Source organism: Curtobacterium sp. S6 (genome assembly GCF_000710345.2).
In the GTDB taxonomy this organism is placed as follows: domain Bacteria; phylum Actinomycetota; class Actinomycetes; order Actinomycetales; family Micrococcaceae; genus Rothia.
In genome coordinates, this window is the sequence record NZ_JHEL01000015.1 from 633,840 (window position 1) to 647,970 (window position 14,131).

Genomic DNA, 14,131 nt, shown 5'->3' on the forward strand with positions numbered 1-14,131 from the left:
ACTCCTAGTCATCCTGCAAATCGGACGGTGAGCTGAGCGTTCCTCGCACGGCCGTTGCCGCGGCGACCAAGGGCGATACCAGGTGGGTTCGGCCACCCTTGCCCTGGCGGCCCTCGAAGTTTCGGTTCGACGTCGAGGCGCAGCGCTCCCCCGGCTTCAGCTGATCGGGGTTCATCCCGAGGCACATCGAGCAGCCCGCGAAGCGCCAATCGGCGCCGAAGTCCTGGAAGATCCGGTCCAGCCCCTCTTCTTCGGCCTGCAAACGCACGCGAGCCGATCCCGGAACCACCATCATGCGCACGGTCGATGCCTTGGTGCGGCCCTTGATGATCTCGGCCGCGGCGCGGAGGTCCTCGATGCGCGAGTTGGTGCACGATCCCAGGAACACGGTGTCGATCTGGATGTCCTTCATGGGCGTGCCGGCCGCAAGATCCATGTACTCCAGGGCCTTGGCCGCCGAGGCCTTCGCGTTCTCGTCGCCGGCATCCTCGGGGTCGGGCACGCGGTGGGACAGCGGAACACCCTGACCGGGGTTGGTTCCCCAGGTGACGAAGGGCTCGAGATCCTCGGCATCGATGACGACCTCGGCGTCGAAGGCCGCGCCGTCGTCGCTGCGCAGCGACGACCAGTACTCGACGGCGCGGTCCCAGTCCTCGCCCTGCGGTGCGTGGGGGCGATCGCGGACGTAGTCGAAGGTCGTCTGATCCGGCGCGACCATGCCCGCGCGGGCGCCCGCTTCGATCGACATATTGCAGATGGTCATGCGACCTTCCATCGACAATTCCTCGATCGCGGTGCCGCGGTACTCGAGGACGTAACCCTGGCCGCCGCCCGTGCCGATCTTGGCGATGACGGCCAAGATGATGTCCTTGGCGGTGACTCCAGGCTTGAGGTGGCCATTGACCGTGATGGCCATGGTCTTGAAGGGAGCCAGGGAGAGCGTCTGCGTGGCCATGACGTGCTCGACCTCGCTGGTTCCGATGCCGAAGGCCAGCGCGCCGAAAGCACCGTGGGTCGACGTGTGGGAGTCTCCGCATACCACGGTCATGCCCGGCTGGGTGAGCCCGAGCTGCGGGCCCACGACGTGCACGATCCCCTGCTCGGCGTCGCCCAGCGAGTGGATTCTCACCCCGAATTCTTCCGCGTTGGCCCGAAGGGTTTCGATCTGCTGACGCGAGGTCTGATCCGCGATGCGGGAGAAGATGTCCTGCGTGGGCGTGTTGTGGTCCTCGGTCGCGATGGTCAGGTCCGGGCGACGCAGCCCGCGCCCGGCCAGGCGTAGCCCCTCGAAGGCCTGGGGTGAGGTGACCTCGTGAACCAGGTGGAGGTCGATGTAGATGAGGTCGGGCCGACCGTCTTCGCCGGCGATGACGCGGTGGTCCGACCAGACCTTTTCGGCCAGCGTCAATGGGCGATCCGCTGAATCAACCATGGTGTCCTCCGATTTCCTGTGGGTATGCCTGACTTATTGTGCCCAGGAGACCCCGGGTCTTCCACAACGTGGACTTGCATTCCAGCATTTGAGACCTCACGATATGGACATGAGCCAAACTCCAGAGACCGCAGACAACCCCGGGACCGACGACATGAGGGTCCCCGCCGGACACGCCCGCGAAGGAATCCTCGGGGGCAAGGGATCGGCCAATCCGATGTCCGTCGCGGTGCATCCCAGCGGTGTCGGCGTCCTGGACAAGGCGACCCACATTCTCGACTGCCTCGAGGCCGGGCCGGCGAGCCTTTCGCAGCTGGTCGAGGCCACGGGGCTCGCCCGCCCCACGGCCCACCGGCTCGCGGTCGCTCTGGCACACCATCGCCTCGTCGCGAGGGATGTTCAAGGCCGCTTCGTGCTCGGTCCGCGCCTCGGCGAGCTGGCCTCGGCGGCCGGCGAGGACCGCATGATCGCGGCCGCCGGCCCGGTCCTGAACCAATTGCGCAACCTCACCGGCGAATCCTCACAGGTTTATCGCCGCCAAGGCGAATGGCGAATCTGCGTCGCCTCGGCCGAGCGACCCATCGGCCTGCGCGACACGATTCCCGTGGGCACCCAGTTGTCGATGAAGGCGGGATCCGCGGCTCAGGTGCTCATCGCCTGGGAGGACCACAACAGGCTCCTGGAAGGCCTCCGGCAGGCCCGCTTCTCGGCAACGGTGCTCTCGGCCGTGCGACGCCGGGGATGGGCCCAGTCCGTCGGCGAGCGGGAGCGAGGGATCGCCTCGGTCTCCGCGCCGGTTCGCAATCCTTCCGGCAAGGTCATCGCGGCCGTGTCCATCTCCGGCCCCATCGAACGCCTCACCCGCCAACCGGGCCGCCTCCACGCCGACGTCGTGTGCCAGGCCGCGCGCCAGCTCACGGAAGCGCTCCGGGCGCACCAGTAGCCTCCTCCGCCCGGTCCACGCGGTCGGGCTCAGCCTTCGCGCGCCCGTCCGAGCGCGGCGACCATGCGTTCTCGTCGCTCCAAGACCTCGTGCACCGGCCCCAGGACCTCGCGCTCGGCGACCTCACGGCACAGGAGGAGCAGACGCCCGCGCAGGCGGGAGGCGTGGCGGCGCGCGCCGAGGCCTCGTGCCCACCCCGAGACCAGGCTGAGCAGAATACCCAGCGCGATCCCCAGGCCGAGAAGGGCCGTCGGGAAGGGAATGCCCGTGTCTCGGATCGTCGGCGGCTCCGGAAGCGACACCCTGAGATAGTCCGCCGCAAACAGGCCGGTCAGCCAGGCCAGGCCCGCGACCAGCACGAACACGGAAAGCCACTGCACGAGGTTGATCGGCGCGCACCACCATCGGCGGGCGCCCATCTCAAAGTCCGATGCCGTCACGGCCCGCTCGAGAGCGTCCGGGAGGTCCCCGGAGCGCGAGCGGGCCGCGTCACGCACCGCGTGATGCCACGGCTCCCCCACGCCGTCCGCGGCCTCGTCGGCGCTGCGCCGGATCGAGGCAGAGACCGTCGCCCGGGCCGCGGCGTCAAGAGCGGGCAGGGCCTGCCGGCTGATGCCGGCATCCCGACCGGTTGGCCTCGTGATGCCGACGCGACGCAGCGGATCTCGACCCAGGCGACGCGCCCAGCGCAGCGGCGGCCAGCCCGTGTGCCGGGCCGACTCGCGGATCTGGGCCCGGCGGGAGGCCTCGACGAGGCTTTCCCCGCGGACGGCCTCGTACAGCCCGGCGGCCAGATCGTCCGCCGCCCGGTCGCCGAGGACCGACGCGGAGGGCCCACCGTCGTACTCGGCCAAGCTCTCGGCGACGGCATCGAGGTCACCGGCCAGACGGGCGTTCACGGCGTGCTTGCCGCGCACCACGTCCCCGATGGCCTCGTCGAGCTCGGCCAGGCCGGTCCCGTCCAGGGCCGACACCGCGAAAGGCTTCCTGGCCAAGTGGGACGAGGCGCCGTCGATGGCCAGGCGCTCGGCCAAGTGGTCCACCACCTGAGACCGCTCGCGGTCGTCGAGCCTATCCGCCTGGTTCAACACCGCAAGCATGAGGCCGCCGTGCTTGGCCAACGGGGTCATGAACTCCGCGTGGATCACGTGATCCGAATACTTCTGAGGGTCGAAGACCCACACCATGACGTCCACGCGTTCGGCGAATCTTTCGACGATGTCGCGGTGCGAGTGCTGAATCGAGTCGAAATCCGGCAGATCGACCAGCACGACTCCCCCGCTAGCCCCTCGGGCACTTCCCTCCAGGCGCTCGCGGAGCCGCTTCCACATCGATCGTTCCGTCGGGGAGCCGGGCTGCCCTGAGAGACGGTGCACCGACTCGATGCCCAACCAGTCCGTCAGCTCCTGGTGGTCGCCGTCGCCCCAGACGGCGGCCGCCGGCGCGGTCGTGGCGGGTCGGGTCGCGGCGACCCGCGCGATCTTCTTGCCGGTCACCGCGTTGAAAAGGCTCGATTTTCCCGACCCGGTGGCGCCGAAAAACCCGACGACGGTGTGCTCCGCGGAAATTCCCGCGCGTGCCAGGACCCTCTCCAGCACGGCGTCGGCCCGTCGCAGCACGTCCTCGGGCAGTACGCCCCGCCCGGCCTCGACGGCCTCGGACAGCTCGGCGGCGCGACGGTCGATGCTCGGCGCGTGGTCTCGTCTCATCGTTGCGTCCCTTCCCCGGTCGCCCCGCGACGGCTCGCCTTCAGGTCGCGGCCGGCCGACAGTATGTGAGCCCGCGCGTCGGCGAGCTCCCGGAGGCCGTCTCCGCCGTCCGGCAGACGTTCCAGGAACGGTGCGGTCGCCTCCTCCAGAAGCCGATCGACCCTCTCCAGGAGGTCCGAGCGTGCGTGCTGGGCCATGCGCCGCACGGCGTCTTCCCCGAAGACCGCCTCGAGCAATTTCAGGCCCACCACGCCGGACCCGCTGGCGATACCGATCTCGATTCCGCTCAGGCCCCCGGTCGCCGAGAAGACGACGATCATCAGGACGACCGCGGCCGAGTTCAGACCCATCGAGAGGAATCTGGCGCGCTGCCTTTTCCCGGCACCCTCGCTCGACATCATGGACATGATGCCCTGTTGCCAGGCGCGGATCGCCGCCTGGACCCGATCCGAGAAGTCCGCCGGGAGCTGCCCGAGGTCCTCGCCCGCCGCCAGCCGACGCCCCGCGGGGTCCCGGTACCAGGCACGATGCGCGCGTTCGAGGGCGGCGGCCGTCTCTTCCACGATGACCCGGTAGAGCCCCGACTCGAGCTCGGATTCGATCCGCTGGGCACGCCGGGGATTCCCCCTGAGATAATTCCCGACCTTGTCGCGGACGCGGCCCACGCCGTGTTCGAGCCTCCGGAACCATTCGCCCGTGCCGACGAATTCCTGCCAGCGCGTGAGGACCTCGCCGCGAAGCAGCGCCCCATCGCTGAGGGATTCGAGCACGCGCTCCCGGGCCGCCGACCGGGCGGTCTCGACGTCGCCCTTCAGCTCATCCCGGACGTCGCGTTGCTCACGCAGGCTCTCCATGAGAGCGGCGAGGTCCACGTCCAGCGCGTCGACGGCGCCCCTGAGCGAGGAGGCGGCGATCTCGGCCCGCGCTTCGGCGTCGGCGCTCAAATCATCCAGCCAGGCGCGGATCGGGCCTACGGCCTCCGCGGGAAGCATGCCGTCTTCGTCGCGTGGCTGTTCGGGGACCGTCACGGTGAGCTGCGCCGACAGGCCCTGATCGCTCATGAGCCGGCGCAGGTCGGTCATGATTTCGGGCCCATGCCCGTCGGGAACCCTGTTCAAGACGACGGCCAGCGCGACCCTGCGCTCCGCGGCGCGCTCGAGAAGCACCCAGGGGACCGCGTCGGCGTACCGGTTGGCGGTCGTGACGAACAGCCACACGTCCGCGGCTTCGAGCAACTGTCGAGACAGCCGTCTGTTCTCGTCCGAGACGGAGTCGATATCCGGCGCGTCGATGAGCGCCAGGCCGCGGGGAACGGCGGAGCTCTCGCGGACCTCGAGGCTCTGGGGTCCGTCCGCGGGAAGCGGCGCACCACGGGTCACACGCGGCAGATTCGGCAAGAGGCGTTCCGGACCCATCCACGGGGCGTCCTCGGGCCGGTACAACAGCACGGGCCGCCTGGTGGTCGGTCGGACGACCCCGGGAATCGTGGCCGTCTCGCGCATCAGGGAGTTGACCAGGGTGGACTTCCCCGCCCCGGTCGACCCGCCGACCACCATGGTCAGCGGCGATTCGAGGTGTCTGGCGCGCGGCAAAAAGTAGTCGCGCATCTGGGCCTGCATCCGCAGGCATAGGTTTCGTCCGGAGCCGGAGCTCTTGGTCTCCAGCGAGAGATCGACCCGGGAAAGAGCGCGCTCTAAACTTTCACAGGCCGTCAGAAGAGTGTGCTGCTCGGGAATGTCCACGGTGCCATCTTGGCATATGCGGAACCGATCGACCCGGAATATACAAAAAAGCCCGGCACATGTGTGCCGGGCTTTTTTCGCCTGTGACCCCAACCGGATTCGAACCGGTGTTGCCGCCGTGAGAGGGCGGAGTACTAGGCCGCTATACGATGGGGCCGAAGATTTCCCGAAGAAATTTCTTTCTCTCAAGAAGACTCGATTTATCTTACACACTCTCGTGCGTCTTTCCAAATCGAGGATTGTTACTTACATCACTAAGAAAAGTGCTGGTCAGTAACCGCTGGGATACCAGGACTCGAACCTAGAACGACGGTACCAGAAACCGCTGTGTTGCCAATTACACCATATCCCACTGTGCTTTGATTTCAGGCCCGAAGGCTTTTTCATCGCCGCAACGAATAAAGACTCTACCGCCCCAGTCCGTACGGTGCAAGCCGGGACGACGTGGGATAGGACACTCACAATTCACCATCGATTCGCCTCCGGCTCACCCACGCCCGCGGGGCGCGCCCCGCGGCCACCGAGCAGGCGGGCCGCGGGGCAAGGGCTCGTGCTAGGCGTTCGGGCCGGCCAGGTCCTGACGGAGCGCCTCGATGCGCGCCAGCGAGGACTCTCGGCCCAGGATCTCCAGGGACTCGAACAGGGGCGGCGAGATGCGCGCCCCCGAGACGGCGATGCGGACCGGACCGAAGGCCAGGCGCGGCTTGATCTCAAGCCCCTCCACGATCGCCTCGCGAAGGGCCTGCTCGATGGTCGCGGCGTCCCACGCCTGGACCCCCGCCAGCGCCTTCGCGGCCGCCGCCAAGACCTCTGGGGCCGATTCCTTGAGTTGCTTGCGAGCGTCGTCGGCGATCTCGATCTCCGCGTCGGCGCGGAACAGGAATCCGAGAAGGCCCGGGGCCTCCCCCAAGAGCTGCATCCGCTCCTGAACCAGCGGCGCCGCCTCGCGAAGGATCTCCTTCTCGCGTTCGCTGAGTTCATCGTCCACGATTCCCGCCTGCCGCAGGTACGGCAAGAGGCGCTGTTCGAAGTCCTTCGGGTCCAGCATGCGAATGTGCTGGCCGTTGATCGCTTCGGCCTTCTTGACGTCGAACCGGGCCGGGTTCGCCAAGACGTCGTGAACGTCGAAATTCTCCACGAGCTGATCGACCGTGAAGACGTCCTCGTCCGCGGAGAGCGACCAACCCAGCAGGGAGAGGTAGTTCAACAACCCCTCCTTGATAAAGCCGGAATCCCGGAGAAGGAACAGGTTCGATTCGGGGTCTCGCTTGGACAACTTCTTATTGCCCTGGCCCATCACGTACGGAAGATGCCCGAATTCCGGAATGAACTCCGCGACGCCGGTCTCGACGAGGGCCCGGTAGAGGGCAATCTGGCGCGGCGTCGACGAGAGCAGATCCTCCCCGCGCAACACGTGGGTGATGCCCATCAGGGCGTCGTCCACGGGATTGACCAGCGTGTACAGGGGCTTCCCGTTGGCGCGGACCACGACGAAGTCGGGAACCGACCCGGCCTTGAACGTGATGTCCCCGCGCACCACGTCCTCAAACGTGATGTCCTCGTCGGGCATCCGCAGGCGCAACACCGGTTCGCGTCCCTCGGCCCGGTACGCGGCCTTTTGCTCGTCCGTCAGGTCGCGATCGTAATTGTCGTACCCGAGTTTGGGGTCTTCGCCCTTGGCCCGGTGCCGTTCCTCGACCTCGGCCGGCGTCGAGAAGTCCTCGTAGACGTAACCACCCTCGACGAGTCGGGTGATGACGTCCTGGTAGATGTCCCCGCGCTCGGACTGGCGGTACGGCTCGTGGGGCCCGCCCACGCCGACGCCTTCGTCCCACTCGATGCCGAGCCAGTGCAACGACTCGATGACCTGGTGGAAGGATTCCTCCGAGTCGCGCTGGGCGTCGGTGTCCTCGATGCGGAAAATGAGCTTGCCGCCGGTGTGGCGGGCGTAGGCCCAGTTGAACAGGGCCGTGCGGACCATGCCCACGTGGGGAGTCCCGGTCGGTGACGGGCAGAAACGTACTCGGACGGGACGGTCGTCGCTCACGGTGGGCTGGATGGCTTCGGTAGTCATGATTGTTGGCTACACATCTCTTTCGTCGTCGGTGGGCGCGGAGGGGTCGCCTCCGGCAGATAGTCGGGAGGGTTAGGCGCGGCGCATCCGGTTGGTGAGGGACCCGATGCCTTGGATCTCGATCTCGACCTCTTGGCCGTCATCGACGATCCCGACCCCCGCGGGCGTCCCGGTGAGGATCACGTCGCCGGGCAACAGGGTGAAGGCGTCGGAGATCTGCGAGATCAACTCGGCCACGCCAAAGGTCATGTCCCGGGTCGTGCCGTCCTGTTTGAGATCGCCGTCGACCCACGACCGGATCGAGAGGTCCTCGGTGTCCAGATCGGTCTCGATCCAGGGCCCCAACGGGCAGGCCCCGTCAAAACCCTTGGCGCGGGTCCACTGCAGGTCGGTCCGCTGAAGATCGCGCGCGGTGAGATCGTTGCCGCAGGTGTATCCGAAGATGACCTCGGGCACGCGTTCCACCGGAACCGACTTACACATGCGTCCGATCACGACCGCCAGTTCGGCCTCGAAAGAGACCTCTTCGCTCGCGTCGGGAAGGGTCACGGGGTCGCCGGGACCCACGACGGAGGTGTTCGGCTTGAGAAAGAACTGCGGCGACGTCGGGGCGTCGTTTCCCAGCTCGGCGGCGTGGTCGTTCCAGTTCCGGGCGACGGCGACCACCTTGGACCGCGGGATGATGGGGGCGACGAGCCGGACATCGTCCATCGAATAGGTCTTGTCTACGGGATTGATGCCGGCGTAGAACGGGTCTCCGGCGAGCACGGTCAGGGTCTCCTGCCCTTCCTCGCCGTCCACTCGTCCGTAAAACAGCTGGTCCTCTGCGGTAAATCGAGCAATGCGCATGCCCCTAGGTTAGCGCGTGGGCGCCCATCGACGCCCGTCGGCCGCGAGGGTTACTCGCCGGACGGACGGGCGCCGGGCCACCGCGAGGCTCAGATGACCTGGGTCATCCACCCGAAGCGGTCCTCGACGCGACCGGTCTGGATTCCGGTCAGCTGGGTCCGCAACCACGTCGTGACCTCGCCATTGGTCTGCGAGGCGGCGGGGATTTCCCCGCCCTCATAGACCAAGCGACCCATGGGAGCGACCACGGCCGCGGTGCCGCACGCGAAGACCTCGGTGATCTCTCCGGAGGCGACGCCGTCGCGCCACTCGCCCACCGTGATGGTCCGCTCCTCGACCGCGTGGCCCCGGTCCCTGGCCAATTCGATGATGGACATGCGCGTCACGCCCTCGAGGATCGTGCCCGTCAGCGCGGGGGTCACGATGGAACCGTCGCTCAGGACGAAGAAGACGTTCATGCCGCCGAGCTCCTCGACCGCGTGGTCCCGGTTCTCGTCGGTGAACATGACCTGCTTGCACCCGTGGGCCTCGCCTTCCAGCTGCGGCACCAAGCTCGCGGCGTAGTTGCCGCCGCACTTGGCCGCCCCGGTTCCGCCGACACCGGCGCGGGCGTAGTCGCGCGACCACCAGATGTCGACCGGCTCCGGGCTTCCGAAGTAGTTGGCCGCCGGCGAAGCGATGACCTCGAACAGCGCCTCGCGGGACGGGCGCACCCCCAGGAACTTCTCGGTCGCGATGATGAACGGGCGCAGATACAGCGAGGTGCCCTCCCCGTCCGGGATCCAGCGCGAATCTTGCCGCACCAGGGATTCCACGGCCTCGAGGAAAAGCTCCTCGGGCAACTCCGGCAACGCCAAGCGACGAGCCGAACGCCGGAGACGGCGAGCGTTGGCGTCGGGGCGGAAGAGCCAGACCGAACCGTCCATGTGACGGTAGGCCTTGAGCCCCTCGAATACTTCCTGGCCGTAGTGGAAGACCGCCGTGGCGGGGTCCAGGGCCAGGGGACCATAAGGCTCGATGCGGGCGTTGGACCATTCCCCGTGCTGGGGATCCTCCCCCGCCCAATCGATCTTGGCGACGTAGTCGGTGGTGTACTCTCCGAATCCCGGTGCGGCCAGGACCTGAGAGAGTCGCTCCGAGCTCGCCGGGCTGGAGTTCTCGGTAAAGGTGAAGGATTGCGTGCTCATGAGGGGTGCTCCGTTTCGGCGATGATGAGGTGATGAGGCTGTTCGGTCCCGTCGCGACGCTGCGTCGACACCGCGGTGTTTCTTCTGGTTCAGGCCAGCCGCTCGAGAATCGCCGCGCCAACCTCTCGCGTGGAACGACGAGCCGATCCGTTGGCTTCCATGTCAGCCTCGACCGCACTCTCGATCGTACTCGCCGCGGCCTCGTGGCCAAGATGACGCAACAAGAGCGCACCGGCCAGGATGGCCGCCCGCGGGTCGGCGATCCCCTGTCCGGCGATGTCGGGGGCAGATCCGTGGACCGGCTCGAACATCGACGGGGCCGTGCGGGCCGCATTGATATTTCCGCACGCGGCGTACCCGATGCCACCGGAGATCGCGCCGGCTTGGTCCGTGAGAATATCGCCGAAGAGATTGTCGGTGACGATCACGTCGAAACGCGACGGTTCACAGGTCATGTAGATCGTGGCCGCGTCGACGTGGATGTAATCCGTGCTGACCTGGGGGTACTCCTGGGCGACCCGGTCGAAGACCCGGCGATAAAGCCCACCCGCGTGCACCAGGACATTGTGCTTGTGGACCAGGGTCAGGTGCTTCCGGCGCCGGGAGGCCGCGAGCTCGAAGGCATACCGCACCAACCGCTCCACACCGTGGGCCGTGTTGAGGGAAACCTCCGTGGCGATCTCCTGCGGGGTATCGCGGCGGATCGTTCCGCCGTTGCCGACGTACGGGCCCTCGGTCCCCTCGCGGACCACGACGAAATCGATATCCCCGGGATTCGACAGCGGCGAGACCGCGCCGGGGTAGAGACGTGAGGGACGCAGGTTGATGAAGTGGTCGAAGGCGAAACGGAGCTTCAGCAGGATTTCGCGCTCGATGAGACCGGAGGGAACCTCGGCCGACCGCGGGTCGGCCCCGACGGCGCCGAAGAGGATCGCCTCGTGCCGACGCAACGCATCGAGGGTTTCCTCCGTCAGGGTCTCCCCCGTCTTGAGCCACGCCTCCGCGCCGAGTTCATAGGGGGTCGCCTCGACGCCGATCCCCTGTCCCCGCGCCGCCTCCGTCACGACGTTCAAGGCCTGTTCGGTCACTTCGGGGCCGATCCCGTCTCCGGGAATCACGGCAAGGTCGATGGTTCTGCTGTCGGTGGTCTCACTCATAGAGTCAAGGTAGCGCTCCCCCGGGACGGATGACCACATGGTAGGACGGCTTCTCACCATGTGGTCTCGGCCCCCGGGCGCCTCAGCCGCCCCGGATCAGCAGGATCGAGACGCCGGCCCAGGCGGCCGCCCACAGGAACGAGGCAAAGGTTCCCAAGATGAACCTCTCGACGGCGTCGGACCTCTTCAACTCCGTGAAGCGCCCCAGGGCCTTGATCGCGGCGAGCACGGTGAGACCGGTGGGCCAGCCCACCAGAATGGTCACCACCACGCCCACGCGTTCCAGCACACCGATCCAGAGCCCACCGTGCAGCGACGACGTGCGCTCCGGATCCTCGATATCCCCGAGCCGACCGGCGTGATCCGACCGATCGGCCGACGCCTGGCGGTAGCGTTGGTCGCTCCTCATGGACAGTTCCAGAATCGCGGCCGTCACGGGCGAACCCGTCAGCGCCGCGGCGGCGGTGGCGAGCACGGGCACGAGCACGGCAACGACCGGCGAGGCCGAGCCGTTCCCCACGGCGTCGTTGACGGCCGCGAGGACCCCTGCCGCCGCCAAGAGCGCGACGAAAGTCGCCGCCCAATATTGCCGAGACCTCACGGACACGGCGGGAACGCGAAAACAACTCGCCGCCCCCGCGAGTGCCGAGACGGTCATGAGGATCAGGATCGCGATGTCCATGGGATTACCCCTCTTCCTCGGGGGCCTGGGCCCGGTCCAGCACATCCGCCCAGCGGATCGCTTCGGTCTTGAGGTCTTCGAGCTCACGGTACATTCCCGAGGCCAGCCGGTCCGAGACCGCTTGCTGGCTGATGCCGAGTTGCTCGGCGATGCGGGCTTGGGTCCCTCCACGCAGGGCGAGGTCGTAGGCCTCGCGCGTGGTGTCCCTCTGCTTGGCGCGCAGGGCGGCGATGACGCGGAGCGCCGCCTGGATGCCCGCGCCGGTGGGCGCGTCGGCGACGAAACCCACGTGATGCGCGCCGGGCTTCTTCGCCGCCTCGACCGCGGCCCGAGCATTCACGTAAGCCGTTCCCCGGCCCTCCCTCGCGTGGGACGGCAAGGGCCCCTCGACGATCCCCTGCCCGATACCGCAGTGCCACCGTCCCGTCTCCACGAGCCCCAGGGCACACAGCAGGGCCGGGCGCGCCTCGGCAAAAAGCGCTTGGGCCTCGTCCCCGGCCGTGCGTTCGAAGGCCAGGACGGCATCTTCCGCCCCGTCCGCTTCCCGAAGGCTCGGCACGGCATCGCGCGAGGCCCGAGAGCCGATCTGATCCACGGTGAGCACGAACATACGACGATCCTCCCACGAGGTGCCGGCTCAAACAAGGTTTAAACCCAGTTATTCGCATAACCGGGTTTAAACCTTGTGTGTTGGACTACCGGGCTCGGCCTATTCGGCGGCCTCAAAGCGCGGGAAGATCCCCTGGGGCTTCGGCAGCGAGGTCCCCGCGGAGATGCGCTCACCGAGCGCCGAAAAGACGCGGCGGTCCCCTTCGGGCTGTCCCAGCTGATCCAGGAGCTTCCCCATCGACTCCGGCATCACGGGCTGCACCAGGATGCCGACGACGCGGAGGCACTCGAGGGTCACGTACAGGACGGTCCCCATGCGCTCGATGTCGCTCTTGCGCAACTTCCACGGCTCCTGAGCGGTGAAGTACCGATTGACGTCGGCGATTGCTCGCCAGATGCGCTCCAAGGCGCGGTGGTAATCGAGGTTCTCGAAGTCGTCCCGCACGGCGGCATACAGATCGTCGACGGTCCGGAGGATGGATTCGTCGTCGCCGGTGAGTTCCCCGGGGGTCGGGACCTGGCCTTCGCAGTTCTTGGCGACCATCGAGAGGGACCGCTGAGCGAGGTTTCCGAGGTCGTTCGCGAGGTCTGAGTTGATGCGGGAGATGATGGCCTCCGCGCTGTACGACCCGTCCTGCCCGAAGGTGACCTCACGGAGGAGGAAGAACCGGAGCGGATCCACGCCGAAGCTGTCGACCAGCTGCGCGGGGTCCAACACATTGCCCACGGATTTGGACATTTTGGCGCCGTCGACCAGGAGGAACCCGTGTGCGAAAACCCGGCGCGGGATCTCCAGCCCGGCGGACCACAGAAAGGCCGGCCAGTAAATCGTGTGGAACCGGGTGATGTCTTTGCCGATGACGTGATAATTGGCCGGCCAGAATTTGCGGAACATCTCGTCGGTGGTGTCCGGGAAGCCCAAACCGGTGATGTAGTTGGTCAACGCGTCGACCCACACGTACATGATGTGCTTCTCGTTGCCGGGGACGGGGATGCCCCAGTCGAAGGTGGTCCGGGAAATCGACAGGTCCCGCAGGCCCGAGCGCACGAACGAGGCCACCTCGTTGCGGCGGTACTCGGGGAAGACGAGTCCCTCGTCGGCGTACAGCTCGAGGAGGCGGTCCTGGTACTTCGACAACCGGAAAAAGTACGATTCCTCTTCGGTCCACTCGACCTCGGTGTCGGTCGGGATCGCGTAGCGCACGCCATCCGCGCGGACCTCGGTCTCGTCTTCGGCGTAGTACGCCTCGTCCCGCACCGAGTACCAGCCCTCGTACTTATCGAGGTAGATGTCCCCGTTGGCCTCCATGCGCCGCCACATTTCTTGGCAGGCGGCGACGTGGTCCTCGTCCGTGGTGCGGATGAACCGGTCGTAGCTGATGCCCAGCAGATCGTCCATCCGCTTGATCTTCGCGGAGTTGAGATCGGCGAGCTCCTTGGGAGCCATGCCCTGCTTCTGCGCCGAGGTCTGCATCTTCTGGCCGTGTTCGTCCGTGCCGGTCATGAACCGGACGTCGTAACCGTCGAGGCGCTTGAAGCGCGCCATGACATCGGTGGCGATGTGCTCGTAGGCGTGACCGATGTGGGGATCGCCGTTGGGGTAAACGATCGCTGTGGTGATGTAGAACGGCTCGGCAGGCGTGGAAGTCATGGCTCCTACTCTAAGGCAGACACCGGGCTTGTCTGTCCCGGTGATCCGAACGATGGGTGGTGAGGCTCAGACGGACGCCGCCCCGTTCCTGCGCGA

The 14,131-nt window shown here is 67.1% G+C and carries 11 protein-coding genes and 2 tRNA genes; 1 reads left to right on the forward strand and 12 read right to left on the reverse strand.

What is annotated here, in order from left to right; translation table 11 throughout:
- Window positions 1-4 precede the first annotated feature (4 nt).
- Entirely contained in the window at window positions 5-1,432 is a 1,428-nt protein-coding gene (gene leuC / locus CURSPS6_RS05115) for a 3-isopropylmalate dehydratase large subunit (RefSeq protein ID WP_030014608.1), read from the reverse strand.
- A gap of 217 nt (window positions 1,433-1,649) precedes the next feature.
- Between leuC and CURSPS6_RS05120 the strand changes: the two genes are divergently transcribed.
- Window positions 1,650-2,375 (forward strand): IclR family transcriptional regulator, encoded by a 726-nt coding sequence (locus tag CURSPS6_RS05120; protein ID WP_030014609.1) that lies wholly within the window; start codon window positions 1,650-1,652, stop codon window positions 2,373-2,375.
- 29 nt (window positions 2,376-2,404) lie between these two features.
- Here CURSPS6_RS05120 and CURSPS6_RS05125 read toward each other — a convergent pair whose 3' ends face one another.
- From CURSPS6_RS05125 to metG, 11 genes are all read right to left on the reverse strand, one after another.
- Window positions 2,405-4,084 carry a GTPase gene (locus tag CURSPS6_RS05125; protein WP_030014610.1) on the reverse strand — a complete coding sequence of 560 codons (1,680 nt, stop codon included), beginning with the start codon at window positions 4,082-4,084 and terminating at the stop codon, window positions 2,405-2,407.
- A complete protein-coding gene (locus CURSPS6_RS12505) occupies window positions 4,081-5,703 on the reverse strand; it encodes a GTPase (RefSeq protein ID WP_051687647.1) in 1,623 nt (540 codons plus the stop codon). The genes CURSPS6_RS05125 and CURSPS6_RS12505 overlap by 4 nt, the downstream gene beginning before the upstream one ends.
- 207 nt (window positions 5,704-5,910) lie before the next feature.
- Window positions 5,911-5,983, reverse strand: a tRNA-Glu gene (locus tag CURSPS6_RS05135).
- A gap of 123 nt (window positions 5,984-6,106) precedes the next feature.
- Window positions 6,107-6,178, reverse strand: a tRNA-Gln gene (locus CURSPS6_RS05140).
- A 201-nt stretch (window positions 6,179-6,379) separates the two neighbouring features.
- On the reverse strand, window positions 6,380-7,900 hold the full coding sequence (gltX, locus tag CURSPS6_RS05145; RefSeq protein WP_030014615.1) for a glutamate--tRNA ligase: 1,521 nt from the start codon (window positions 7,898-7,900) through the stop codon (window positions 6,380-6,382).
- A gap of 72 nt (window positions 7,901-7,972) precedes the next feature.
- A complete protein-coding gene (locus CURSPS6_RS05150; RefSeq protein WP_030014617.1) occupies window positions 7,973-8,749 on the reverse strand; it encodes a fumarylacetoacetate hydrolase family protein in 777 nt (258 codons plus the stop codon).
- An 89-nt stretch (window positions 8,750-8,838) separates the two neighbouring features.
- Entirely contained in the window at window positions 8,839-9,936 is a 1,098-nt protein-coding gene (locus tag CURSPS6_RS05155) for a branched-chain amino acid aminotransferase (protein WP_030014619.1), read from the reverse strand.
- A gap of 89 nt (window positions 9,937-10,025) precedes the next feature.
- On the reverse strand, window positions 10,026-11,093 hold the full coding sequence (locus CURSPS6_RS05160) for a 3-isopropylmalate dehydrogenase (protein ID WP_030014620.1): 1,068 nt from the start codon (window positions 11,091-11,093) through the stop codon (window positions 10,026-10,028).
- An 82-nt stretch (window positions 11,094-11,175) separates the two neighbouring features.
- Complete coding sequence (locus tag CURSPS6_RS05165) at window positions 11,176-11,775, reverse strand: hypothetical protein (protein ID WP_030014622.1); 600 nt, start codon at window positions 11,773-11,775, stop codon at window positions 11,176-11,178.
- 4 nt (window positions 11,776-11,779) lie between these two features.
- Entirely contained in the window at window positions 11,780-12,385 is a 606-nt protein-coding gene (locus CURSPS6_RS05170; protein WP_030014623.1) for a hypothetical protein, read from the reverse strand.
- 99 nt (window positions 12,386-12,484) lie between these two features.
- Window positions 12,485-14,035 carry a methionine--tRNA ligase gene (metG, locus tag CURSPS6_RS05175; protein ID WP_030014624.1) on the reverse strand — a complete coding sequence of 517 codons (1,551 nt, stop codon included), beginning with the start codon at window positions 14,033-14,035 and terminating at the stop codon, window positions 12,485-12,487.
- Between the last annotated feature and the right edge of the window lie 96 nt (window positions 14,036-14,131).